Below are 23,667 nucleotides of genomic sequence, written 5' to 3'. Positions count from 1 at the left end.
TTTCTTATGGCTAAGCCCATTCTTGCTTTTATTTATTTTGCTCTAATTGCACCTTGCCATTTATCTTTCCCAATATCTCTATACATATTGCTATCATCAATATGTATAGCTTTACCAAAATGTATCACCTATGAAGTGGTCTATGTATCTTAAAATCGCATATTCTCACAATATTCACAAACACTAATGTAACCAATCACATTCAAAACCCATATCTGTAATCACTGCAACATAATATATAATCTTAAGGTTCTTTTTATTTTTGTTTAATTACAATAACCATTCTTATTTTTTATATTAAGGAGTAGAACATGAATCATTACACAAAAATCTCCATTATGCTAACAATGTGTCTTACAGCCCTGTATGCCCAAACAGATGATCAAAAAGTCAATCTTCGGTCTGTTGTTACAACTGCATCAGGAGAAGAAAAAAATCAAATTGCTGCACCCGCATCTGTAAGTGTCGTAAGCAAAGAAGAATTGGAGAAAAAGCCTTATCGCGATCTTGGAGAAGCGATAAAAGAAGTGCCAGGTGTTAGTCTTGATGAAACAAGTAATAAATTAGGGGCAAGTGCTATTTCTATTCGTGGCATGCCTGCAGGATATACATTATTTTTGGTAGATGGTTTGCGTCAAAATCCGAGCGGCGATGTTGCTACAGCCAATCTTGGTGTTGGTGTGTATAATACCTTTATACCACCATTATCAGCTATCGAAAGGATTGAAGTTATCAGAGGTCCTATGAGCACACTTTGGGGAAGTGATGCCATAGGTGGCGTGGTAAATGTCATCACAAAACCAGTCACAAAGACATGGACGGGTAGTTTCCAAACGCAAGTGATTATCCCAGAATCTAGTAAATTTGGCAACACATACCAAAATTCTCTCTATCTCACGGGTCCATTAACAGACAAATTAGGATTTACATTGCGTATGCGTCAAATTGATAGAGAAGCAAGCCAAAGACCAACAAACGATAGGGGTGATATTGTCAATAGTTTTTTTGGCACAAAATATCAGCTTTATAATATAGGTTCTAGGCTTACTTATATGCCAAACAAAAATAATCTCTATTACGCAGATATAGACTATACATATTCAAAATACGATAATAGAAACAATGAAGTAGGCACAGTCGGTGTAAACGATCAAGGAAGAGGCGGTTATGAAAAGTGGGTAGGTGTCAATAAACTTATCGTTTCTGCCGCACATCAAGGGACATATAATTTTGGGAATTGGAAAAACTCTATCCAATTCTTACGCACAGAAAACACAGGAAGGCTTGTTGCTGGTAAGACAGATTCTCCAAATCTTGGCAAAAATCGCGGCATTGCAAGTAATGATATTATTGTAGATTCTAGAGCACTTTTCTATCTAGGAGATCGCAATAATCTCAATATCGGTGCAGAATATAGAAACGAGCATTATCACGATCTAGCTGCCACTCCAGCTGACCACAATCGCAACACTCTTGCCTTGTTTGCTGAAGATGAGTGGAATATCCTTGATCCACTAACCTTTACTTTTGGAGCAAGATATAACTATAATGACAAGTTTGGATCAAATGTTAGCCCAAGAGCTTATCTTGTGTATATGCTTACCAACAATTGGTCGCTAAAAGGTGGGGTTTCTACAGGATACAAAGCCCCATACGCAAACCAACTTATCGATGCTGTGTATGGCTATGGATCACAGGGCACATTAGCCTTTTTGGGTAATCCAAACCTAAAGGCAGAAAGCTCCATAAACTATGAAATAGGCACGGTATTTGATAACCAATACCTTGATTTCTCGCTTACATTTTTTAGATCAAACTTCAAAGACAAGATAGATTCTAGAAGAGTGAGTCAAACTCCGAGTAATCCAAACTATAGCCAAACCTGTGCGCTTTATGGTGGAAGTAATAGGGATAATGTTTGCAACATCGCCTACAATGCCGATAGTGCCTACTCACAAGGGATTGAAGCAAACTTTGGAATTAAGCCAATCTATGGCGTAAGTTTTGATGTAAGCTACACTTTCATACAAACCAAAATCACTTCTGGTGAAGAAAAAGGAAATCCTTTATCTACCACACCAAAACATAATCTCTTTAGCAAAATTTCTTATCAATACAAACATTTTAGCACCTATGTACAAGGACAATATAAGGCAGGTATAGTCAATACAAATGCCTTAGGAAATAGCGCAAATGCACAGCTCATACGCGATAAGTTTGATGGGATTTATTATAAACCTTCGTTTGTGTTAAATTTGGGAGTTGGGTATAAGCTAACTGATAATCTACGCCTAAATGCTGGTGTGTATAACCTCCTTGATACAAACTTCGCAGACTTTAGGCATATCACAGGCACCACAAATATCAATTATTATGGTCCCGTAATCCAAGAAGGACGCAGATATTGGGCAACGCTCTCATACGACTTTTGATAAACCTTTGAGATTCTATGGAAATACATAGAATCTCAAAGTTCTTGTGTGTATAAACGCATTACAAAATTCCCCTTTATATTCTTTAAGGTTTCTATATCATCGCTATTGTTAGTGTGCAAAATTTTGCCAAGATACACAAGCCCATTAAATGGCGGTTGCTTGCCATAAAAAATCCCTATATTTCCCCAAGGAGAAAAATAAAATACATCACCAATTTGTGGATTATAATTTGGAGTATTTTTGACGCTTAGGGGTTTTGGTAAATGCGCTATCTTTTCTTTTTGTGCATAATCGCTAAATTCTAATTCCAAAGGCAATTGCGCGATTAATTCCCTTGAGGCAGGATTATCCTCTAATAGCACCGCAAACCTTGCTCCATTATATTTCATCTCTAATCTCATATTCTCTCCTGCAAACAAAAATTCTAGCAACATTGCAAATATCACTAATGCGCTTGCTACTTTCATAAATACCACCTTTTGTCATATCATATATTGCATTTTGCACTGTATACCCTCATCTTTAGAATCTATGAAGTCTTGGTTATTTCATCTAAGGCAAAAAGGGCATTAAGGCTTTTAGGGTAGCCAATATACGGCACAAGCGCCATAATCACACCTAGCAAGCTCTCTCTGGTTTGTCCCATATTTAGATTTCCTTGTATATGTGCTTTGACTTGAGAATCCACGCCACCAAGTGCAATAAGATACACAAGTGTTATAAGCTCTCTAGTTTTTATATCTACACCATTTCTTGTGTAATAATCACCAAAGCAATTTGCACTTAAAAAGTCATTGATAAAAGCTTTGTCTGTCGGTGTAGATTCTATCATTTTGGTGATATTTGCTTCCCCAAAAATCATATTTTGCACAGCCCTGCCTTTGTGTTGGCGATTTTCTTGTGTCGTTGTGCCTTGTGGTTGAAGGGGCATTGACACACCAAGTTTGCCAAAAGTCTCATTTGCAATTACCAAAAAATCATATACCTTCGCAAATCCGACATACGCAGTCGCTTGATAGATAATTTCTTTAATCTCAATGGCATTCACGCCATTATTTAACGCCCCCTTGATATATATCCTAAACTCTTCTCTGCCGCCAGCAGCAATCAATGAAGCCAACACGATCAAAAAATATTCTCGCTCGCCTATTTTTGAACGCACAAAGCTTTCACCAAAAGCAAAATTAATATAATTTGCAAAATACTCGCTATCACTTTGTGCAAGTGGTAATGTCTCTGGCTTTGTAAAAAACCTCTCAAAAATTTCTCTTGCTTTATGCGTTAGATTCATCATTGTATCCTTTATGCTTTGTGTATGTGCTACAAGAGCAGTAAAACTCACGCCAAAGAGCGCAATACCCTTGAGTAAAAAATGTATAAAATCCCTTCTATGTAGCATTTTAGCCCTTTTATAGATTGCCTTTGATACTTCCATAACTACGACCACTTCATATAAGCGCCCAATCACTCCCTAGCTTCTTTTAGTGCCTCTTTGTATTCTGTATCACTTACTTTTTGATGCCATTCTACATTTTTGCCATCAATCTCGCCTGTAAGTGCAATATGACTGCCGTGCATAGAATCTGTAGCACCATGGAAATGCTCCACGCCCACAGGGCAACTAATCACATCGCCCTTTTTGGCTATACTCGCCTTTTGCCCAGGCATTTTTGTGATGATTTCACCTTCTGTAACGATGAGAGTTTGCCCTTTTGGATGGGTATGCCAAGCACTTCTAGCACCTTTGGAAAACTCCACCAAAGCACCGCTAAAATCTCTAAAATCATTTGCCTTAAACATCATATGCACTTGCACATCGCCACTAAAAATCTTAGAATCTCCCTTAAAGCTTCCTAAACTTCCTACTTTCTCTATTACTTGCATTGTTTCTCCTTGATTTGCAAAACCCAAAACACTACTAACTAACACCACAAATATACACTTTTTCATAACATTCCCTTATCGCAAATTCGTTGTAAAAAATTCCGCGATTTTTGTAAAAGGAATCTTCTCCAAATTGTCATACAAATCCACATGATTAGCGCCTTGTATAATCAATAATTTCTTATTATCGCCCTCTAGTTTCTTATACGCATCTTCACTAAAATACCGACTATGCGCCTTTTCTCCATGGATCATAAGCACGGGAGCCTTAATCTCGTTGCTAAAGCTAAGCAATGGCGCATTGATAAAGCCAAGTGAAGAAGTAGCATTCCAAGCCCCATTTGAATTGATAGAGCGTTTATGGAATCCTCTTTTGGTTTTGTAATATTCCCAATACTCTTTGATAAATTGAGGTTCATTACCGCTTAGTGTTTGGGGCAATCCAGCAGCCTTGCTAAAGGTTTTGTTTGCAAAATCCTTTGTGCGCGTGGCATTTAATTCTTCTTTGAGTTTATATCTCGCCTCTTTGTCCATACTATCATTATATCCATAGGCATTAACCCTACTCATATCATACATTGTAGAGGTTACAATCGCTTTTATACGCGTATCCATAGAGCCTGCATTGAGAGCAAACCCACCAAAACCACAGATTCCCAAAATACCGATTTTTGTAGAATCCACTTGTGCAAAATTACTCAAAAAATCAACCGCTGCACTAAAATCCTCGGTATTCAAATCCGGACTCGCGACATTTCTAGGTTCTCCACCACTCTCTCCGGTAAATGATGGATCAAAAGCCAATGTAATAAAACCAGATTCTACCAAAGTCTGCGCATACAACCCTGAAGCCTGTTCTTTTACCGCGCCAAAAGGACCGCTAATTGCGATAGCAGGAAGTTTTTTAGAATCTGCGCCCTTAGGGATATACAAATCCCCAACTAGCGTAATCCCATAGCGATTTGTAAAATGCACCTTTTGTGTTTGCACCTTTTGGCTTTTTGCAAAAGTCTTATCCCAAGAATCCACACTCTGTGCCATAATCACACCTCCAAAAATACAAATATATGCTACAAATGCCTTTATAACATTCATACGATCTCCTTATATAAACAGCATAAAACCTTATTGCAGATTTTAAAAAGTGGATTCTAAAAGATGAGAGTTACTCTAAGTCAAGAGTAAAAAGACAAAAAGTGATAAAAAAGAAGCCTTTAACAAGTCTATCAACATTTTTGCTATACAATAACAAGAAACTAAAAGGGCAGTATTTGACTTACGCAAAGAGCTTATTTGAAACAAATGACAATTTTATTCGCTCTCCGCTTTTTTATGTAGGAGATAAACACAAGCTCATCTCACAACTCAAAAGTTATTTCCCAAATAATATAAAGACCTACATTGAGCCATTTTGTGGTGGTGGGAGTTCGTTTTTAAATATCAGTGCCAAAAAGTATCTACTTAATGATTTAGATTCCCATTTAATCAATCTGCATAGATTTTTGTGTTCACAAAGCAAGGATACAAAAACTTTTTTTACAACATTGTTTGAAATAATAGAATCTTACAATTTGTCCTGTTCTTTTTTACAAAAGATTCCACCAAAAGTATTAAGAGAAACATATAAAAAGACATATTTTGCTAAGTTTAATAAAGAAAATTATCACAAATTAAGATCGGATTTCAATAAGAACAAAGATGATATGAACAAGCTTTATGTGCTTTTAATTTATGGATTTAATCGCACCTTGCGCTTTAACTCTAAAGGAGAGTTTAATTTGCCTGTTGGCAATGTGGATTTTAATAGTAATGTTTTTAATGCTTTAAATAATTATTTTAATTTTATGCAAAAGCATACAAATATAGAGTTTTATAATTGTGATTTTGCCGTGTTTTTAAACACGCTAGAGCTAGGGCAAAATGACTTTATCTATCTTGATCCACCATATCTTATAAGTAGCAGTGAGTATAATAAGCTATGGAGCGAGAAAGAAGAGAGAAAGCTCTATAAGATTCTGAAAGAGCTAGATGTAAATGGTGTAAAATGGGGACTTAGCAATTTACTAACTCACAAAGGAAAGGAAAATAAAATTCTATCTGAATTTATGAAAAATTATAGAATCTATGAAATAAAGAGCAATTATATAAGCTTTAATGATAATTCTATCAAAAGAGATTCTAGAGAGGTGTACATAAGTAATGTCAAAAATTAAAGAAGTGGAATATAAAATCTTATCTTTTAGCACAACAATGAGAAATCCACAAAGGATAGTAGAATTTTTAAAAGTTTTGTTACCTTATGAAAATCATACTTTAAGTAATGAAGTTATTATGCAAATTATAGCTGGTGTGATAAAAAATAAGCTGTATATTACCAATTATGAGAGGGAAAATTTTAAAGAAATTTTATTGGATTCTGATAGGATTTTAAATTCAATGGAAGTGCAGAGTATTATAGAAAATTCGCCACAAAACCATAAAGAAGCAGGATTTGATAAAGGTTGGGAATCTCGCTTTGATACACTTTATAAACTTTCTATGGAATTTGGATTTTGTTTTTATGAGAAAGATAAACCACTTTTAATATCAAATACGGGTCATTTACTTATTGATGCTTTTAATGAAATACCAACCAATGATGCAAAAATCAATAATGTGTTTTTAAATGCTTTGATGAAATATCAAAGAAATAACCCATTTAGAAAAGTCAAAAACGATAATGTTCCACTTGTTTTGTTGCTTCAAACAATGAGTGAATTAAAAGAAAAAGTAGGACATTCTAAAATCTCTCGCAATGAAATCCCATTTTTATTGTGCTGGAGAGATTCTGATTATAAGAGCTTAGCAGCTTTTATAATTAATTTTAGAGCAATGTATAGCAATCCTAGCAATGAGATTGTTTATGAAAAGTGCCTAGAACTTTTGGAATCTACAAATACAACGCGTTTTAAAATTTCTCAAATTTGTGTCGAAAGCGTTGATGAATATATACGAAAGATGAGAATAACAGGTATTATTTCACTGCGTGGGGCTGGTAGATACATAGATTTTAACACATTTGAGAAAGACAAAATTGACTATATTTTAAAAAATTATTCAAAGCAAGCAAAGATTGCTAATAAAGAAGAATATTTTAAGTCAATGGGGCAAATTGATACTCATATTTTGGACTTAAAAGAAAATATCCCCATAGAAGATAAGATAGATTTAAAACTAAGTGCTCTACAAAAATTTGCCAACTCCTATACTAAAGAACAAATTTATAATGAACTAGAAAAATTAAAAGACAAAAATTCAAAAAGTAATGATTTGGTATTTAAATTTATCCCAGAACCTACAAGATTTGAATTTCTAACAGCCATTGCACTAAAGCAAAACTTAGATAATGTGGAGGTTTTGCCAAATTATAGTATTGATGATGAGGGGTTACCTAAAAATCATGCTAGTGGGAATATGACAGATATTATTTGTAAAGATAGCAAAAATAATGCTATTTTTGAAGTTAGCCTTATTGTAGGTAGAAAACAACTAGAATTAGAGCTTATACCCATTACAAGACACTTAAGGGAATCTATGTTGGATAATGTCAATAATTTTGCCGTATTTATTGCACCAAAAATTTTTGAAGACTCTAAGCTATATGTCGAATTTTTGGAAGACAAAAAACATTTGAATATTTATAATTTTGATATTCCAGAATTTATTCAAAAACTTAAAAATACAGATTCTCTAAGCGAAATTGCCAATGCTTAATCTCTCATCTCGCCGTTATACAGGCGCTAAAAGTAAACTTTTAGATTCTATAGATTTTGCACTAAAACAAGATTTTGATTACACAAAACATAATGAGTTAAGCCTTTTTGATGTGTTTGGTGGCACTGGAGTTGTGAGTGAATTTTTTACAAAAAAAAGAAATTTCACGAATATTGTTATCAATGATTTTTTACATTCTAATTATGCGATTTATCAAGGATTCTTCAATCAAGAATCTTTTAGTAAAGATAGGTTAGAGAATTTAGCATACGAGTTCAATGCGATAGATTGTGAAGAACAAAATTATTACTCGCTGAATTTTGGAGAAAAGTTTTTTAGTCTAAAAGATTCTATAAAAATAGGCACAATAAGAGAGAACATAGAGAATTTACAAAAGACAAAAGCAATAACTACTAAAGAATATTACATTTTGCTCTCTAGTCTTTTGTATAGCCTTGATAGAGTGGCAAATACTTGTGGTCATTATGATGCTTATCGTAAAAATGTAATCTTAAAAGATAAATTTGTTTTTAAGCTCATAAATCCAATTTTTACAGAATCTAAGATAGAGATTTTTAGAGAGGATTCGAATATCCTTGTAAAAGATTTTATAGAGCAAAAAAGAAGCATAGATGTAGCCTTTATCGACCCACCCTACAACTCAAGACAATATAGTAGATTCTACCACTTGCTAGAGACTATAACTCTCAATGACAAACCAAAACTTCATGGGATAGCGCTAAAAAGAGAGCCTGAGAATATGAGTGAGTATTGCAAAGTAGGAGCAGAATCTGTATTTACAGAGCTATGCAAGGATTTAAGTAAGATTGCTAAATTTTTGGTGGTTACCTATAATAATACATATACTTCAAAATCAAATTCAAGTGAAAACAAAATAAGCCTTGAAACCCTTAGAAAGATTTTAGAATCTTTTGGCAAAACTACTTTGCATAAAATTCCATACAAAGCTTTTAGTGCAGGAAAAACAGATTTCAAAAACCATGCAGAATATATCTTTGTGTGCAAAATAGACTAGCTCCTTAAGACACCTAAGCGCTTCAATATAAAGAACAAAATGAGAGTTACTCTAAGTCAAGAGCTATATGAATGATTTTGCAAATATTTATGGAATATATACCTAAAGCAATTTATAAAAGCTACAATAAAGGGTGAAAAATATGGGGCATTGCAAATAGGAGTAAGTGTGAATTTTTAGAATATGAAACTACAGAATCTTCTATATGGGAGATTCTGTAGCTGGGCTAGATTCTCACAAAGTTTATGATATGTCTTTAAGAAGAATCTTTTGTGTATCCATAATCCCAACGCCTCTATTTAGCACATTTGTAGCAATATCTTGAGCTTCTTTGAGAGAATGCATTGCATATGTGCCGCATTGATATTTGTTGGCTTCAGGGATTGTATCAACCTTGAGAATATCTCTCATACTTGCTTCCCACGCATCTTTGACGCTTTCATCACTAGGCGCACCTATGACGCTCATATAAAACCCTGTGCGACAACCCATAGGCGATATATCGATAATCTCTGTATTGGCGTCATTGAGGTGATCACGCATAAATCCTGCAAAAAGATGCTCAAGCGTATGAATCCCTTTTTCGCTCAAAATCTCTTCATTTGGCACACAAAAACGCAAATCAAAAACACTCACCTTATCGCCCTTTGGTGTTTGCATTGTCTTTGCCAAACGCACCGCTGGAGCCGGCATAATGGTATGATCAACTTTAAAACTATCTAATAATGGCATGGTATCTCCTTAAGAATTCTGTATATAAAATCGTATTGTAGCATTTTTTATAGTATTCTCTTTAGCTTTAAGCTAGAAAAGTTTATAATGCAAAACTTTAAGGGAGGCAAGTGTGCTGGTGTGCGCCTTGGGCTTCAAACCCAAAGAAGGGCTAGGTGTCTAGCTCTTGGGGAGTTCGATTCTCTCGCCTTCTCGCCAAAGATTTGCATACAATATTCTCTAGCAAGGAAGCCTATGGAATCTCAACTTATGAGTTTAGCAATACAAACATATAAAATCACACTTATTCTTTCATTGCCTATGCTTTTGGCTGGACTTATCGTAGGGCTTTTGGTAAGTATTTTTCAAGCCACTACCCAAATTAATGAGATGACTCTAAGCTTTGTCCCAAAAATCTTGGTAGTTGTGGCAGTCATTATCTTTACTATGCCGTGGATGATTGGCATGATTACGGATTATACGACTATGCTTTTTAATATGATTGCAGATATTAAGTTTTAATGCATACGCGCATTATTGATTTTTCTAAATATTCAAGTTTGCGTGTGGGCGCACCCATAGAGGTGCAAGTTTTAGAATCTCCGCACGAATGCTCGCAAGTATGTGGGCATATCATCGGCAAAGCAAATAATCTCCTTGTTTCTCCACACGCCTCAAATCTTTATATGCTAGATAAGCATTTTTCTTTTATCCATATAGAATCTACATGTGTGCATATCGGTGCTGCGATGAGTTCTGGGCAAATTTGTAGCTTTTTTAAAAAACACGACCTTGGTGGTATGGAATTTTTGCAAGGCTTGCCCGGATCGCTTGGTGGGATTATCAAGATGAATGCCGGATTAAAGGATAAGCGCGGTGGTATGCACGAAATAGATAAAAGACTTTTGGAAGTCAATATAAATGGCATATGGATACCAAGCGATACATTAGGCTTTGGGTATCGTAAAAGCGCCATTGAAGGTGTGATTTGTGCAGCAAAGATTCACAAAATCGAGGGCTTTAGGCATGAGCTCACACAGGATTTTTTGTCATTGCGTGCTCATCACCCCAAGAAACCAAGTTGCGGAAGCTGCTTTAAAAATCCCCTAGGAGATTATGCTGGGAGACTTTTAGAATCTGTAGGGCTTAGAGGCTTTAGGGTTGGTAATATGGGTTTTGCACAAGAACACGCAAATTTTTTAGTGAATCTAGGAAATGGGACATTTGAAGAAGCCATCAAACTTATTGGCATAGCTAAAAAACGCGTTTTTGAATCTAGTGGCATAGAATTAGAATGTGAGGTGCAAATTATCACATAAGTAAAGCTATAATGATTACTCTAGTTTAGGGTTATCTAAACTAGAGAGTATATTTTTAGAGGACTAACTCTTCTACGCGTTTGCCATATTGTGCATCGGCTTTTTTGAAGTGTTCGATTTGACGCTTTTTAATTTCTACAGGAACGCCATCCATTGCCTCTTTGATATTTTGACACAACACTTCTTTTTGTTCATCACTCATCAAACGATAGAGATCCCCAGCTTGACTAAAATGATCTTCCTCATATTTTCTATGATCGTATCTAGCCATAATCTCGCTTTCTGCAATATGCAAAGGTGGCTCATTTGCTTCAGCAGATTCTGTATAATCATTATAATAACTTGGATTATAGTTGCGATCCCCTCCAAAACTTCCCATTTGCATAAAACCATCACGATGTGTATTATTTACGGGATTTATTGGAGCATTAACTGGAAGTTGGGTGTGATTAATCCCCAAGCGATAGCGTTGCGTATCACCATAGCTAAAGAGTCGCCCTTGAAGCATTTTATCAGGACTATATCCAACACCTGGCACGATATTTGCGGGATTAAAAGCAGCTTGCTCTACTTCTGCAAAATAATTTTGTGGATTTTTGTTAAGTTCTAAAATTCCTACTTCAATAAGCGGATAATCTTTGTGACTCCATGTTTTTGTAAGGTCAAAAGGATTCACCTTGTAGTTTATGGCTTCAGCTTCTGGCATAATTTGCACACAGAAACGCCATTTAGGGAAATTCCCTTTTTCAATATTTTCAAACAAATCTCTTTGATGAGATTCTCTATCATTGGCTATGATGTTTGCGGCTTCTTTATTGGTTAAATTGGCAATTCCCTGCAATGATTTAAAGTGAAATTTCACCCAAAATCGCTCTCCTTTAGCATTAATAAAGCTATATGTGTGGCTACCAAATCCATGCATTTCACGATAGCTACGAGGGATACCCCTATCACTCATAAGGATTGTTACTTGGTGTAAAGATTCTGGATGCAAACTCCAAAAATCCCACGCTGCTACATTACTTCTAAGATTTGTTTTGGGATCTCGTTTTTGTGAATGAATAAAATCTGGAAACTTCATCGCATCTTTGATGAAAAACACTGGAGTATTATTGCCAACAATATCCCAATTCCCTTCTTGTGTATAAAGCTTAAGTGCAAAACCACGAACATCACGCTCTGCATCAGCTGCGCCTCGCTCTCCTGCCACAGTGGAAAAACGCAAAAACACTTTTGTTTTCTTGCCTACTTGTGAAAACAAATCTGCTTTAGAATATTGCGTAATATCATTTGTGATTGTTAATTCTCCATAAGCCGCACTGCCCTTAGCATGCACGACACGCTCTGGAATTCTCTCTCGATCAAAGTGTGCAAGTTTTTCTAAAAGCCAAGTATCTTGCAAGAGTGTAGGACCTCTTTTACCCGCTGTCATGGAATTTTGATTATCACCTATAGGTGTGCCCGTAGCAGTTGTTAAAGTTTTCATAATGTCTCCTTTAATAAATGTAAGTAGACATTAATAGTAGTATAAATTTGTAAATAATAATTTTTATTAAATAGTATTTTTTGATATTTTTGGAAATTTTCCTAGCAATTTCAAACCAATTTTTTGCCACAATGAAAGTTTTTTGCGAGAATGTGCCAACAAAAGTGTAAGAATCTCTTTACGACGAAACATTATGGCACAATTAATAGGCGTCAAGCCCAATCCATTATCTTCATCAGGGTTTGCACCATATGCGAGCAACAACTCTGCCATTTCTTTGTAACCCTTAAAACACACTCCAGCTAAAGGTGTTTGGGCTTTGTCATTTTTTTTATCGACTTCTGCCCCTCTTTGCAACAACATTTCTGCAACTTCAAAACTATTATTGTATGCGGCTAACATAAGCAAGGTATTTCCTTTATGGTTTGCTAGATTTACATTTAAGCCGGCATTTAACATTATTTCGAGTGAATGTTTGTCATTGTTGCGAGCAAAGTCAAAACTTTGAGCGATAAATTTTTCTAATTCTTCTTCTTGATGTATCAATTCTAAACTCCTTGTATTTTGTGCTGATTTTTAAATATCAAAAATTAGCACAAAATCACAAACCCTTGTTTAGAATCTCAACTACAATGACTTCATTGAGATTTAAGAGCATTTTCATAAGAAGCACATCACTTCACAAGCGCACTAATAGCTTTGAAATGTGGATCTTTAGAATCTAGCATACTACCAAAAAGCACAGATTCTGTATTGGTGATTTTTGCACCTTGAGTTGCCATTAGCGAGATTGCATTATGATGATTGGCATCACTGCGAGAGCTTAAGGCATCTTGGACAACCCACACATTAAAATTAAGCATACGCGCGTGCAAGACACTTTGCAAAATGCATACGTGACTCTCAATCCCAAAAATCACAAGATTTTTGCATGCAGTTTGTGCAATACACGAAGTGATTGCCTCATCACCAAAAATACTAAATGTGCTTTTTTCTTTTAGCACACATTGAGGAGTTTGGGATTGCATATCGCGCGAGTCAAAAGATTCTATGCGTGTAAAGACAATACTAGAATCCGTCGCACCCAATCCCTTTGGATACTGCTCGGTAACAAGAATCTTACTCCCTAGAATCTGCGCACCCTGCAAAAGAGTATTAGTATTTTTTACCACTTCAGACTTTCGTGCCATGACAGGCAAAAGTCGCTCCTGTATGTCAATGCATACAAAAAGCGAATCTACAGGATCTAAAAGCGCTTGTGTGAAAGGTTTCATCACACAATCCTAAAGCTGTGAGACAATAGCTTGTGTATCACGCGCAATTACAAGCTCCTCGTTAGTTGGTATCACGCATACTTTGACTTTAGAATCTGATGTAGAGATAATCGCCTCTTTTCCGCATACTTTGTTTGCTTCTGTATCAAGTTTCACACCCAAAAACTCCAAATGATCTACAATCATACCGCGTATGAAGTTGGCGTTTTCACCCACACCTGCGCAAAAACTAATAGCATCAACACCAATAAGCACCGCGCAATACGATCCGATGTATTTCACTACGCGATACGCAAAGGCTGCACGCGCAAGTTTTGCACGCTCATCGCCTTTGAGATCTGCATCAAGCAAATCCCTAAAATCACTTGAAAGTCCAGAGATTCCAAGCACACCGGATTTTTTGTTAAGAATATTCACAATAGCTTTGGTATTAAGCCCCTCTCTATCAGCGATATAATCCAAAATGGCAGGATCTAAGTCCCCACTTCTTGTCCCCATGATAAGTCCCTCAAGCGGTGTAAGTCCCATACTTGTATCGATACATTTACCATTTTTGATTGCAGCAATTGATGAGCCATTGCCAAGGTGACAAGTAATAATCTTTGAATCATGATAATCAAGCCCCAAAAACTCCGCGGTGCGTTGTGAAACAAACTTATGGCTAGTCCCATGAAACCCATATCGGCGAACTTTGTGCTTTTCATACCATTCATATGGCACACCATACATAAAGGCTTTGGCAGGCATAGTTTGGTGGAATGCTGTATCAAAAACTGCCACCATAGGCGTATTTGGCATAAGTTTTTGACATGCTCTAATACCTGTGATATTTGCTGGATTATGCAATGGTGCTAGTGCCGAGCAATCTTCAACATGCTTAATCACATTTTCATCAATCAGCACAGATTCTTTAAAATATTCTCCACCATGCACGGCTCTATGCCCAACAGCTGCTATTTCTTGAAGGGAGCTAATGACACCATGTTTTTTATCCGTGAGTGCTTCAAGCACCATAGATACTGCTTTTTGATGATTTGGTATCACCTCTTTTTTCTCTATTTTTTCACCATTTTTCTTGTAATTTAGCACACTACCATCAAGTCCGATTCTATCGCACATACCAGAAACAATCGTTTTTTCTGTCTGCATATCAATAAGCTGAAACTTGAGTGAAGAACTTCCGCAATTAATAACTAAAACCTTCATATTTTCTCCTTTATGTGTATTGTCGTATGTATCTAAGCTTGTGCTTGTAATGCCGTAAGTGCCACAACACCCACGATATCATCGCTACTGCAACCGCGTGACAAATCATTAACCGGCGCTGCCATTCCCTGTGAAATAGGACCATATGCCTCTGCTTTTGCAAGTCTTTGCACAAGCTTGTAGCCGATATTGCCTGAATCCAAATCCGGAAACACAAGCACATTTGCTTTTCCTGCCACTTTTGAACCCTTTGCTTTAGAGGCACCAATGCTTGGCACAATGGCTGCATCAAGTTGCAATTCTCCATCAATAGCAAGATCTGGTGCAAGGTTTTGAGCAATTTTAGTCGCTTCCCTTACTTTATCGATATGTGGGTGATTCGCACTACCATAGGTAGAATGGCTTAGCATTCCCACAAAAGGTTCGTTTTTTGTAAGCGCTCTAAATGTGCGTGCAGATGCTACGGCAATATTTGCAAGCTCCTCTGGTGTTGGATCTTGACAAAGTGCGCAATCCGCAAACACAAATGTCCCATCTAGTCCATATGCGCAATCTGGCACAATCATCACAAAACACGATGAAACAATCTTAGAATCTTTTGCAGTCCCAATAATTTGCAATGATGGACGCAAAACATCAGATGTAGCGTGCAAAGCTCCTGCTACCATACCATCAGCTTTTTTTGCTTTTACCAATGCCACACCAAAATATAGCCAATCTTTGGTGAGTAATTCTCTAGCTTTTTGTGCGTCCATACCTTTATGTCCACGAAGTTCGACAAAAAGCTCAACAAATTCCTCAAGTAGTGATGTGTTATTTGGATTGATGAATTGTGCCTTTTGCAGGTTAAGAGTAGAATCCACAGCCTTTATCTGCTCTTCATCACCAAGCAAAATAATATCAGCAAAGCCTTCTTCTAAAATCTTATGCGCTGCCTGTAAGGTGCGAATATCACTTGTCTCTGGTAAGACAATTGTTTTTTTATCAGCTTTTGCTTTTTGTTTAATGCCTTCAATAAAACTCATATCTAACCTCCCTTTATGTAGTTCTCATTTACATACTAAGACAGCTAAATTAATAACTTTCTTATTTACAAAAATAGAATCTATCAAAATGGAAATTTTTACTCATTTTGCAAAAGATATATTTTTTTAACATATGCAGAATCTACACAAGTAACGATCTTGTAAAGAAAAATAGAAAAAAAGTAACATAGAGAAAAATAATGTTTATAAAAAAGAATCGTATGAGATGTAATGGAAGATTACATTACCCTAATAAGTCCCAAGAGACTTATTAGGCATATAGTTATTGTGCACTTGCTTCTAACTCGATAGTAATAATTACTTTATCGCTTACAGAGCTATCAGCAGTATCTTCACCAACATTGAAATCTTTACGATTAATTTCACCTTTAAGTGATACAGAAATTATATCTTTGCCTGTTTTTGGGTGTTTAATCGGTCCACCTATTTCTGTATCAAATACGACATTTTTTACCACATCACGAATTTTTAGATCAGCATACACTTTACCTTTTTCAAACTTTGTCATACTCAAGGTTGCATCTGGAAACTTTTTAGAATCAAAAAAATCTGGTGCGTTGAGGTGTTTATCCCGCGTATTGTTATCGGTATTGATATCTGCAATCGCTACCTTACCATTGAGTTTAGTAAGGGCTTTGCCATCAAATTCAATCTCACCACTAAATTTTTTAAAATTCCCTTTAACCTTGCTCACCATCAAATGCTTTACTTCAAATCCCACTGATGAATGTGTAGAATCTATCATATAAGGTGCTGCACTCATACTCCCAAAAGCCACTGCCAAAGCTATCACAAAAGCCTTCATTGAAATCTCCTTCAAGTTTAATGAGAATCTATCTTAAGATTCACGCCTACATTATAACGCATTATTCCAAAAATCGCATAACGCCATACCACACCCACACACAAACCCAAAATGTGAGTGCCAAAAACTGCACAGCGCTACCCATATCTTTGGCTTTTTTGGCAAGTGGGTGAATCTCTATCCCAGTATAATCCACCGCATTTTCGATCGCAGAATTGATAAGTTCAGCCATAAGCGCAAAAAAACAAGGCAATAAAAGTAATACGCCCTCTTGCCAATCTCGCGCTATCCACAAAGCTAATGGGATAAAAATTACACACAATCCCACGATTTGACGAAATGCTGCCTCATCACTCCAAGCGGCTCTAAAGCCATCTAGTGAATACAAAAATGCATTCCAAATACGCTTTAGCCCCTTTTTGCCTTTTTTGGCATTGCGAGTATTTTGGGTACATGTATCATGCAAATAAGTCTCACGATGACTCTTTGATGTTTCATTATTTGTGTAGTGTTCTTGCATTAGCGCTTCCCAAAATCTAAACTAAAATGTGTCTGCATATCAACAGGGCTCATTTGAAGAATATCTTTCCATTTAAAAGATACTTGTGGGGTTTTGGTATGCATGTCATACCAAATTTCTTGAATTTTATCATCTATACACACATCACTAAGAATTCTTGCCATATTGGCTATAGCATTATCTAATTCTTTTGTTTGGGAGTTTTGTGTTTGTTGATAGCTAGATTCTATAATAGCAAACATCACACTATAAAACTGCATATCTTCTTCAGAAGCTCCATAAAAGGCGCGTAGAGATTCTTTGAGGCTTGGAGATTTGAGAGAAATATGATCTGAAATAGGCATTACTTCAAGATCTTGTAGCACTACATTACGCTGTTGTGTGTCTTTAAACATTTTGATAATTTCATGAAGGGTGCTTGATTTAAAACTAGGGTGAATAAAAGCAAGGTGCGTATCTGCTACAGATTGCATATCACCTGCTTGGGCATTGCATGTTATATTTGTATCAAGCATAGAATCTACAAAATTGATTGTATTCATACATTTTGCATGAAATTGCTTCCCAAGCACAGCTATGTCGGATTCTATCTCAATATTTGCTTGTGTTTTGCTACCGCCAAAACTCACTACAAGATCACTAAAATGTAGAATTTTAGGAGCGAATTGTTTATCCAAAGATTCTGTGCCTAGTATTTCAAGATTTTTATTTATAGTAAGTTGTGTTGTTTTACACACGATTGTCGTGCTTCCTTCACATACAAAAGGATCATATTCAAGTTGTATATCCTGTGTATTTTGGGATTGCAAAAATGCGTTAAGCTCGTGCTCCATCACACGACTCATTTGTGAGCTCAAAATTTTGGTAGCGACAAAAAGTCCCACGATAATAATCACGCTCACACCGATAATAATAAAAATTGTCTTTTTTTTCATTCCTTTCTCCTTGTGTGCTAACACATTAGCCATTTTATATTTATTTGGATTTGACTAAACGACGCAGTTTGACATAAAATTTCATCCACTCATCAAGCTCCATAAGTGGGTGACCACCCCATTTTGTATTTGGTGGGAGATTTTTACCCACTGCACCGCGTCCTGCGACTTGCACAAAATCACCAATGTGAATATGCCCCCCAGTGCCAGCCTGACCTCCCATTACGACATTGCGTCCTGTGGTGGTAGAACCAGCCAAACCTACTTGAGAGACAAGCAAAGTATACTCTCCCACCTCGCAATTATGACCAATTTGGACAAGGTTATCAATTTTGCTCCCTTTTTTGATGATAGTCTCGCCAAAAACCGCACGATCGATAGTGTTGTTTGCGCCAATCTCTACATCATCTTCTAGCACCACGCACCCATTATGCTCAATCTTGATATGTTCACCATTTTTGGTATGTGCATAACCAAAGCCATCACTTCCTATGACGCTTCCGGCGTGGATTCTCACACGATTTCCAATCTTGGTATCACGATAAATGACAACATTAGGAAACACAACGCAATCTTCACCAATCTCCACATTATCGCTAATCACCACACCAGCCAAAATCTCACTACGTGCACCAATGTGCACATTTGCTCCGATGAAGGCATTGGGCGCGATTTTTATACTAGATTCATAAGTGGAGGCATAATTTTGCATAGGATTTGCAAATTCGGGCTTTGCAAAGCACGCAGAGAGATATGCAAAAGCTAAATGTGGATTTTCTACTTCTAAAATCTGCATAGAAGGTGGGACATTGCCCTCCAAATCCTGCATAAAGCTCGTGCGCACTAGCACCGCACCTGCCTTAGAAGTAGCAAGTTTAGGAATGTATTTATCCTGATCAATGTAGCTTATGTGCGTTGAAGACGCAGATTCTAAAGGAGCAATACCGCTTATGATAAAATCCTCTCCCTTGTAATGATGTGTAGCGTGAATCTGTTTAGATTCTAAAAATTGTATGGCTTGATAGAGATGCATAAGGTAATCCTTGGGGTTTTGTTAAAGATAGGCATTATACCTTAAAATTCTCATTACGCTAATTTTGTTTTGAAACAATCTGAAATGGCGCTTCCCGCAACATCTGTCCAAAGGAAAATACAAGTCCTGTCATAATATTGCTTCCGCTACGATCAAAATATTTGCCTTGCAACATATAGAGTTTGAAAAATGGCGCTATGGTAATTTTTTTGTAAAGATTAAGATCATAGCGCACTTCAAGCTCTAGGTAATATTTAGGATCATAGTCATTAGAAGTGGCGGAATACAGATAATCGCGCGCATGCATTTCATAATAGAGTTTGCCACCATTTTTAAATTGTTTTTCTAATGCAAAACCCAATTCCAAGCCAAAGCTTTGTGCATTCGTGCCAGTATTAAAATCTTTTTCTCCAAACATCGTAAGCGCAAAATCCTTAAGCACCATACCACTAAAAATTTTCACTCCCGCATTGGCACGCACAATCTGTCGCCTACCAAATTCATTAGAAGCCACAAATTCTGTCTGATAAGAAACCTTGCTGTGAGGACCAAGCTCAAAATACAAACTTGGTATGCCCAAAAATTCTTCAAACTCCCAAATCCTTTGTGTATAATCCGAACTCAATAAAATACGATCAAGGTTTTTATTGCTAACGCTTGGGGAATTTGCTGGAAAGATGATTGTTTGTCCATATTCTGCCAAAAGTGTATTAAAGATGACAAAATTTGGCGTGTAATAATCCATACCAAGATTCAAATATCCCTGTGCAATCATTTGTGAATCGCCCTGCAAACGCGTGTCCGCAGATACGCTATAAAGCTCTTGATTACGCAAAGAAGTCGAGGAGAAATTAAGCGAAATACGCCGCAAATCAACTTGCCAACCGATTTTTTGCTCTTTGTAAATTGCTTCTTCCTCCTCACCAAAAAGCAAAGCCTGATACGCTATTAAAGCGATAAGAAAAAGTGCAATAAATCGTATCATTTGCTGTGTGAATCTTTGGCAGTGTGTATAGCGTGAATCTTATCAAGCCATTCATTGAGTGTTTTTTCAAATCCCTTATCCGCGCGCTCAACAAAATGTTGTGGTGTCGCAAGATATGTTTGTGTAACATAACCACCAAAATCATGCGGATATAAATATTCCTTGCTATCAGGGAGGATATTAGGCACAATCGGTAAAAGATTGCCTTTTGCAATAGAATCTAGCGCAGCATTTATTGCCTTATATGCGGTATTAGATTTGGGCGAAGAAGCGAGGTAAATCACACATTGCGCAAGAATAATGCGAGATTCTGGGTAGCCAATCTTGCTTACTGCCTGCATAGTGGAAGTTGCGAGGTTTAACGCATTTGGATTGGCATTGCCTATATCTTCACTTGCTAAAATCACGAGACGACGCGCAATAAATTCAGGGTTTTCGCCACCAGCTATAAGACGCGCAAGATAATAGATACTCGCATGCACATCACTGCCACGTATGGATTTAATCATTGCGGATATAAGATTGTAATGTGTGCTATCCTCGCTACTTCCGTCATTGAGGCTAAAAGGACGCATAGCTTTTAGGGTGTCTATAGTGATAGGCTTTACATCAAGCACGGCATCAAGTAGATTTAGCATTGCGCGCCCATCGCCCCCACTAGATTCTATAAGATACTCATAACTTTGTGAATCTAGCGCACACGGATAAAGACTAAGCGCTCTATCAAGAAGTTTTTTTAAATCCAAACGCGAAAGAGGCATAAATTCAAACAAAAAACACCGCGATCGTATAGCATTTGTGAGAGTATAAAAAGGATTAGTCGTGCTAGCCCCAAGCACCAACACCTGACCTTCTTCCATAATGGGTAGCAAAAATTCTTGCTGTGCTTTATTGAGGCGGTGAATCTCATCAATAAACACCGCGCATTTATACAAAGAATTTTGATACTGAAGCACAAAGGCTTTGAGATTCTCTAGCTTAAAAGCGGTGGCATTAAAATAGCCTATCTCATATTCAAGCATTTCGCAAATAAGGCGTGCTAATGTCGTTTTGCCACAACCAGGGGGTCCATAAAAAATACAATGAGGTGGGGTTTGAGAAAGAATGTTTTTATACAAAGGTGTATCTTTGCCAATGATATGTGCCTGTCCTATAAATTCATCAAGATTCTTAGGGCGCAAGGCATTGGCAATATTTTTCATACACGCTACTTTTTAAATAAAATCACTTCATAAGAACTCTCTTTGATTTTGAGTTCTTTTTGGGAAGGGGTTTTGCTACTTTCGCGTAATTCTTCAATGATACTATCAAGCTCATCAAGTCGCTCTTTTAAACGCAAGATAATATCCACACCCGCAAGATTCACACCAAGATCTCGCGTAAGTCGTAAAATCGTTTTAATTTTGTCAATATCGCGTTGGGAGTATAGACGCATTTTCCCATCGGTGCGTCCTGGCGCAATCAATCCTTCTTTTTCATATTGGCGCAAGGTTTGTGGATGAATCTCTAAAATCTTTGCCACAACGCTAATAAGATACACAGGTTCATCATAGCTATACATTGATATCTCCTAGTCTGTAAGTTGAGTTTGGAGCATTTCTTTAAGTTCTGGACTTAAATCCTCCACTTTAGGCAATACCACCTTGATACGCAAATACAAATTCCCCACATGCTGTGTTTTTCTGTTTTTTAACCCAAGCTCTTTGATACGGAGTTTTTGTCCATTTTTGGTATTTTGTGGAATAGTGATAGTGATGTCTTTTTGTAAGGTGCTTACTTTCATCTTGCCACCAAATAACGCAAGCTTGAGTGGGACTTCTATGTCTTTTAGCAAATCATCGCCATCTATGCTGTATTCTGGGTTTGGTGCGACACGCACTTTAAGAAGCAAATCTCCTGTGCCATAGCGCGTTTTTGCACCTTTGCCCTTTAGCCTAATAGTCTCATTATCTCGAATACCAGATGGAATCTTAATGGTAAATTCCCCACCTTTACCGCTATAATGATAGCTACCACCAAGCAAAGCACTCTTAAAAGGGATTGTGATAGAATCTAAAATATCATTATCCACTCCGCCACCAAAGCCGCCAAAATCACCAAAACCGCCAAAACCTCCACCAAATGAGCTATGGAAATTTTGACTTGTCCCAGCCCCAAAGCCCCCTTGCCCAAAGATATGCGACAAAATATCATTAATGTCCATATTGCCCTGTGCGCTTCTAAAATCGTGAAAGCTTTGCCCCCCAAACATAGAATCTCCGAATCTATCATATTGGGCTTTTTTATTCTCATCACTCAATACTTCATATGCTGCATTGATTTCTTTAAACTTATCCTCTGCACCGGGTTCTTTATTAATATCGGGGTGATATTTTCTTGCAAGTTTTCTATATGCTTTTTTAATCTCATCAGCACTTGCATTCTCTGATATTTCTAATGTTTGATATAAACTTTTTGCCATAAAAACTCCTTAATAATGAATCTACATAAAAAGATAAACTATAAAATTTAGTGAAAGTATATCATAAAACTTTAGTATTATGCAATCAAGTTTAATACGCTTATTGACTTTTAAGAGTGAAAAAAAATATAATGCAAACGCTTAGAATCCATTACATATGGGAGTGATGATGAAATTTAGCAAAATCAAAGATTATGCGATGGTTGGTGGCATAGGTGTGGCAGTAGCGTTTGCAATGTATGGGTGCGAAGATTCTAATACTAAGGATTCTTCAATACTCCAAAATGCACAAAAAAATGGTGCATTTGTCATCATAGAAGAACAACAAGATGGAAGTTACAAGATCCTTGAAGAATATCCAAGCGATACTACACGGGTGCTTCTAAAAACATTAGATGGTCAAGAGCGTATGCTAAGTGATGAGGAAATATCCCAACTCATCGCCCAAGAGGAGCGCAAGATTGATGCTGGAACAAGCGAACTTACTAACCCAAATTCCGGAGGACTTGGACTTGGTGGGGCAATTCTCGCATCAGCAGCTGGAGCGATCTTGGGAAGTTATATCGGCAACAAACTTTTTAATAATCCAAACTTCCAAGCCAATGCACAACGCAATTATAAATCCCCACAAGCTTATGAGAGAAGCAAAAATAGCTTTTCTAACAAAAGCACTTCAAGCAGTGGGTTAAAAAGCACTAGCGGTCGCAGTGGGTTTTTTGGTAATAATTCTAGTAGCAGTGGGCGCGCGGGTGGCTCTAGCGTAATGGGTGGATAAATA

Annotated in this window: 25 protein-coding genes and 1 tRNA gene; 8 read left to right on the top strand and 18 right to left on the bottom strand. The window is 36.9% G+C overall.

Features of this window, described 5'->3' with window-relative positions; translation table 11 throughout:
• Positions 1 to 311: 311 nt before the first annotated feature.
• Positions 312 to 2,432 carry a TonB-dependent receptor domain-containing protein gene (locus tag B9T66_RS03800; RefSeq protein WP_095627658.1) on the top strand — a complete coding sequence of 707 codons (2,121 nt, stop codon included), beginning with the start codon at positions 312 to 314 and terminating at the stop codon, positions 2,430 to 2,432.
• 35 nt (positions 2,433 to 2,467) lie between these two features.
• Here B9T66_RS03800 and B9T66_RS03795 read toward each other — a convergent pair whose 3' ends face one another.
• The 4 genes from B9T66_RS03795 to B9T66_RS03780 form a co-directional block, all read right to left on the bottom strand.
• Entirely contained in the window at positions 2,468 to 2,902 is a 435-nt protein-coding gene (locus B9T66_RS03795) for a cyclophilin-like fold protein (RefSeq protein WP_180763327.1), read from the bottom strand.
• Between the two features lie 62 nt (positions 2,903 to 2,964).
• Entirely contained in the window at positions 2,965 to 3,726 is a 762-nt protein-coding gene (locus tag B9T66_RS03790; RefSeq protein ID WP_095627679.1) for a carboxymuconolactone decarboxylase family protein, read from the bottom strand.
• Between the two features lie 173 nt (positions 3,727 to 3,899).
• Positions 3,900 to 4,319, bottom strand: coding sequence for a cupin domain-containing protein (locus B9T66_RS03785; protein ID WP_095627678.1), 420 nt, complete (start codon positions 4,317 to 4,319; stop codon positions 3,900 to 3,902).
• A 75-nt stretch (positions 4,320 to 4,394) separates the two neighbouring features.
• Entirely contained in the window at positions 4,395 to 5,360 is a 966-nt protein-coding gene (locus B9T66_RS03780) for an alpha/beta hydrolase (RefSeq protein ID WP_257874586.1), read from the bottom strand.
• 272 nt (positions 5,361 to 5,632) lie between these two features.
• Here B9T66_RS03780 and B9T66_RS03775 point away from each other — a divergent pair, with 272 nt between their 5' ends.
• Genes B9T66_RS03775 through B9T66_RS03765 form a run of 3 tightly spaced genes read left to right on the top strand, consistent with a single transcriptional unit; the run spans position 5,633 to position 9,108 of the window.
• Positions 5,633 to 6,532 (top strand): DNA adenine methylase, encoded by a 900-nt coding sequence (locus B9T66_RS03775; protein WP_180763329.1) that lies wholly within the window; start codon positions 5,633 to 5,635, stop codon positions 6,530 to 6,532.
• The gene (locus tag B9T66_RS03770; RefSeq protein WP_095627656.1) at positions 6,519 to 8,072 is read left to right on the top strand and encodes an AlwI family type II restriction endonuclease; all 1,554 of its coding nucleotides are present in this window, start codon (positions 6,519 to 6,521) and stop codon (positions 8,070 to 8,072) included. Before B9T66_RS03775 ends, B9T66_RS03770 begins: the two co-directional genes overlap by 14 nt.
• Positions 8,065 to 9,108 (top strand): DNA adenine methylase, encoded by a 1,044-nt coding sequence (locus B9T66_RS03765; protein ID WP_095627655.1) that lies wholly within the window; start codon positions 8,065 to 8,067, stop codon positions 9,106 to 9,108. The genes B9T66_RS03770 and B9T66_RS03765 overlap by 8 nt, the downstream gene beginning before the upstream one ends.
• A 243-nt stretch (positions 9,109 to 9,351) precedes the next feature.
• Here B9T66_RS03765 and luxS read toward each other — a convergent pair whose 3' ends face one another.
• Positions 9,352 to 9,840, bottom strand: coding sequence for an S-ribosylhomocysteine lyase (luxS, locus tag B9T66_RS03760; RefSeq protein WP_095627654.1), 489 nt, complete (start codon positions 9,838 to 9,840; stop codon positions 9,352 to 9,354).
• A gap of 101 nt (positions 9,841 to 9,941) precedes the next feature.
• On the opposite strand from luxS, the gene B9T66_RS08835 reads away from it, so the two are divergent.
• The 3 genes from B9T66_RS08835 (at position 9,942) to B9T66_RS03750 (ending at position 11,138) form a co-directional block, all read left to right on the top strand.
• Positions 9,942 to 10,038, top strand: a tRNA-Sec gene (locus tag B9T66_RS08835).
• 36 nt (positions 10,039 to 10,074) lie between these two features.
• Entirely contained in the window at positions 10,075 to 10,341 is a 267-nt protein-coding gene (gene fliQ / locus B9T66_RS03755; RefSeq protein WP_095627676.1) for a flagellar biosynthesis protein FliQ, read from the top strand.
• Entirely contained in the window at positions 10,341 to 11,138 is a 798-nt protein-coding gene (locus B9T66_RS03750; RefSeq protein ID WP_095627653.1) for a UDP-N-acetylmuramate dehydrogenase, read from the top strand. The genes fliQ and B9T66_RS03750 overlap by 1 nt, the downstream gene beginning before the upstream one ends.
• A gap of 55 nt (positions 11,139 to 11,193) precedes the next feature.
• Here B9T66_RS03750 and B9T66_RS03745 read toward each other — a convergent pair whose 3' ends face one another.
• From B9T66_RS03745 to B9T66_RS03685, 13 genes are all read right to left on the bottom strand, one after another.
• A complete protein-coding gene (locus B9T66_RS03745) occupies positions 11,194 to 12,624 on the bottom strand; it encodes a catalase (protein WP_180763326.1) in 1,431 nt (476 codons plus the stop codon).
• Positions 12,625 to 12,690: 66 nt separating this feature from the next.
• Entirely contained in the window at positions 12,691 to 13,170 is a 480-nt protein-coding gene (locus B9T66_RS03740) for an ankyrin repeat domain-containing protein (protein WP_257874581.1), read from the bottom strand.
• A gap of 128 nt (positions 13,171 to 13,298) precedes the next feature.
• Positions 13,299 to 13,898, bottom strand: a complete 600-nt coding sequence (locus B9T66_RS03735) for an isochorismatase family protein (RefSeq protein ID WP_095627651.1) — start codon at positions 13,896 to 13,898, stop codon at positions 13,299 to 13,301.
• Positions 13,899 to 13,907: 9 nt separating this feature from the next.
• The gene (locus tag B9T66_RS03730) at positions 13,908 to 15,104 is read right to left on the bottom strand and encodes an acetate kinase (RefSeq protein WP_095627650.1); all 1,197 of its coding nucleotides are present in this window, start codon (positions 15,102 to 15,104) and stop codon (positions 13,908 to 13,910) included.
• Between the two features lie 32 nt (positions 15,105 to 15,136).
• Entirely contained in the window at positions 15,137 to 16,129 is a 993-nt protein-coding gene (gene pta, locus B9T66_RS03725) for a phosphate acetyltransferase (protein WP_095627649.1), read from the bottom strand.
• 283 nt (positions 16,130 to 16,412) lie between these two features.
• A complete protein-coding gene (locus B9T66_RS03720) occupies positions 16,413 to 16,955 on the bottom strand; it encodes a YceI family protein (RefSeq protein WP_095627648.1) in 543 nt (180 codons plus the stop codon).
• A gap of 61 nt (positions 16,956 to 17,016) precedes the next feature.
• A complete protein-coding gene (locus tag B9T66_RS03715) occupies positions 17,017 to 17,421 on the bottom strand; it encodes a diacylglycerol kinase (RefSeq protein WP_257874584.1) in 405 nt (134 codons plus the stop codon).
• Positions 17,422 to 17,474: 53 nt separating this feature from the next.
• Positions 17,475 to 18,410: a hypothetical protein gene (locus B9T66_RS03710; RefSeq protein WP_095627646.1), complete on the bottom strand. Its 936-nt coding sequence runs from the start codon at positions 18,408 to 18,410 to the stop codon at positions 17,475 to 17,477.
• A 40-nt stretch (positions 18,411 to 18,450) separates the two neighbouring features.
• Positions 18,451 to 19,443, bottom strand: coding sequence for a UDP-3-O-(3-hydroxymyristoyl)glucosamine N-acyltransferase (lpxD, locus tag B9T66_RS03705; protein ID WP_095627645.1), 993 nt, complete (start codon positions 19,441 to 19,443; stop codon positions 18,451 to 18,453).
• 58 nt (positions 19,444 to 19,501) lie between these two features.
• Positions 19,502 to 20,428, bottom strand: coding sequence for a hypothetical protein (locus B9T66_RS03700; protein WP_095627644.1), 927 nt, complete (start codon positions 20,426 to 20,428; stop codon positions 19,502 to 19,504).
• Positions 20,425 to 21,630 (bottom strand): replication-associated recombination protein A, encoded by a 1,206-nt coding sequence (locus B9T66_RS03695; protein ID WP_095627643.1) that lies wholly within the window; start codon positions 21,628 to 21,630, stop codon positions 20,425 to 20,427. Before B9T66_RS03695 ends, B9T66_RS03700 begins: the two co-directional genes overlap by 4 nt.
• Before the next feature lie 5 nt (positions 21,631 to 21,635).
• Positions 21,636 to 21,989, bottom strand: a complete 354-nt coding sequence (locus B9T66_RS03690; protein WP_095627642.1) for a heat shock protein transcriptional repressor HspR — start codon at positions 21,987 to 21,989, stop codon at positions 21,636 to 21,638.
• A gap of 9 nt (positions 21,990 to 21,998) precedes the next feature.
• On the bottom strand, positions 21,999 to 22,889 hold the full coding sequence (locus tag B9T66_RS03685) for a DnaJ C-terminal domain-containing protein (RefSeq protein WP_095627641.1): 891 nt from the start codon (positions 22,887 to 22,889) through the stop codon (positions 21,999 to 22,001).
• Between the two features lie 163 nt (positions 22,890 to 23,052).
• On the opposite strand from B9T66_RS03685, the gene B9T66_RS03680 reads away from it, so the two are divergent.
• Complete coding sequence (locus B9T66_RS03680) at positions 23,053 to 23,664, top strand: UPF0323 family lipoprotein (RefSeq protein WP_180763328.1); 612 nt, start codon at positions 23,053 to 23,055, stop codon at positions 23,662 to 23,664.
• The last annotated feature ends 3 nt before the right edge of the window (positions 23,665 to 23,667 follow it).

The organism is Helicobacter sp. TUL (genome assembly GCF_002287135.1).
In the GTDB taxonomy this organism is placed as follows: domain Bacteria; phylum Campylobacterota; class Campylobacteria; order Campylobacterales; family Helicobacteraceae; genus Helicobacter_F.
This window is presented reverse-complemented; position numbering and strand designations above follow the sequence as displayed.

Coding starts and splice junctions, on each gene's coding strand:
- B9T66_RS03800 (WP_095627658.1), top strand. CDS start 312: ATGAATCATTACACAAAAATCTCCATTATGCTAACAATGTGTCTTACA.
- B9T66_RS03795 (WP_180763327.1), bottom strand. CDS start 2,902: ATGAAAGTAGCAAGCGCATTAGTGATATTTGCAATGTTGCTAGAATTT.
- B9T66_RS03790 (WP_095627679.1), bottom strand. CDS start 3,726: ATGAATCTAACGCATAAAGCAAGAGAAATTTTTGAGAGGTTTTTTACA.
- B9T66_RS03785 (WP_095627678.1), bottom strand. CDS start 4,319: ATGCAAGTAATAGAGAAAGTAGGAAGTTTAGGAAGCTTTAAGGGAGAT.
- B9T66_RS03780 (WP_257874586.1), bottom strand. CDS start 5,360: ATGGCACAGAGTGTGGATTCTTGGGATAAGACTTTTGCAAAAAGCCAA.
- B9T66_RS03770 (WP_095627656.1), top strand. CDS start 6,519: ATGTCAAAAATTAAAGAAGTGGAATATAAAATCTTATCTTTTAGCACA.
- B9T66_RS03765 (WP_095627655.1), top strand. CDS start 8,065: ATGCTTAATCTCTCATCTCGCCGTTATACAGGCGCTAAAAGTAAACTT.
- luxS (WP_095627654.1), bottom strand. CDS start 9,840: ATGCCATTATTAGATAGTTTTAAAGTTGATCATACCATTATGCCGGCT.
- fliQ (WP_095627676.1), top strand. CDS start 10,075: ATGGAATCTCAACTTATGAGTTTAGCAATACAAACATATAAAATCACA.
- B9T66_RS03750 (WP_095627653.1), top strand. CDS start 10,341: ATGCATACGCGCATTATTGATTTTTCTAAATATTCAAGTTTGCGTGTG.
- B9T66_RS03745 (WP_180763326.1), bottom strand. CDS start 12,624: ATGAAAACTTTAACAACTGCTACGGGCACACCTATAGGTGATAATCAA.
- B9T66_RS03735 (WP_095627651.1), bottom strand. CDS start 13,898: ATGAAACCTTTCACACAAGCGCTTTTAGATCCTGTAGATTCGCTTTTT.
- B9T66_RS03730 (WP_095627650.1), bottom strand. CDS start 15,104: ATGAAGGTTTTAGTTATTAATTGCGGAAGTTCTTCACTCAAGTTTCAG.
- pta (WP_095627649.1), bottom strand. CDS start 16,129: ATGAGTTTTATTGAAGGCATTAAACAAAAAGCAAAAGCTGATAAAAAA.
- B9T66_RS03720 (WP_095627648.1), bottom strand. CDS start 16,955: ATGAAGGCTTTTGTGATAGCTTTGGCAGTGGCTTTTGGGAGTATGAGT.
- B9T66_RS03710 (WP_095627646.1), bottom strand. CDS start 18,410: ATGAAAAAAAAGACAATTTTTATTATTATCGGTGTGAGCGTGATTATT.
- lpxD (WP_095627645.1), bottom strand. CDS start 19,443: ATGCATCTCTATCAAGCCATACAATTTTTAGAATCTAAACAGATTCAC.
- B9T66_RS03700 (WP_095627644.1), bottom strand. CDS start 20,428: ATGATACGATTTATTGCACTTTTTCTTATCGCTTTAATAGCGTATCAG.
- B9T66_RS03695 (WP_095627643.1), bottom strand. CDS start 21,630: ATGAAAAATATTGCCAATGCCTTGCGCCCTAAGAATCTTGATGAATTT.
- B9T66_RS03690 (WP_095627642.1), bottom strand. CDS start 21,989: ATGTATAGCTATGATGAACCTGTGTATCTTATTAGCGTTGTGGCAAAG.
- B9T66_RS03685 (WP_095627641.1), bottom strand. CDS start 22,889: ATGGCAAAAAGTTTATATCAAACATTAGAAATATCAGAGAATGCAAGT.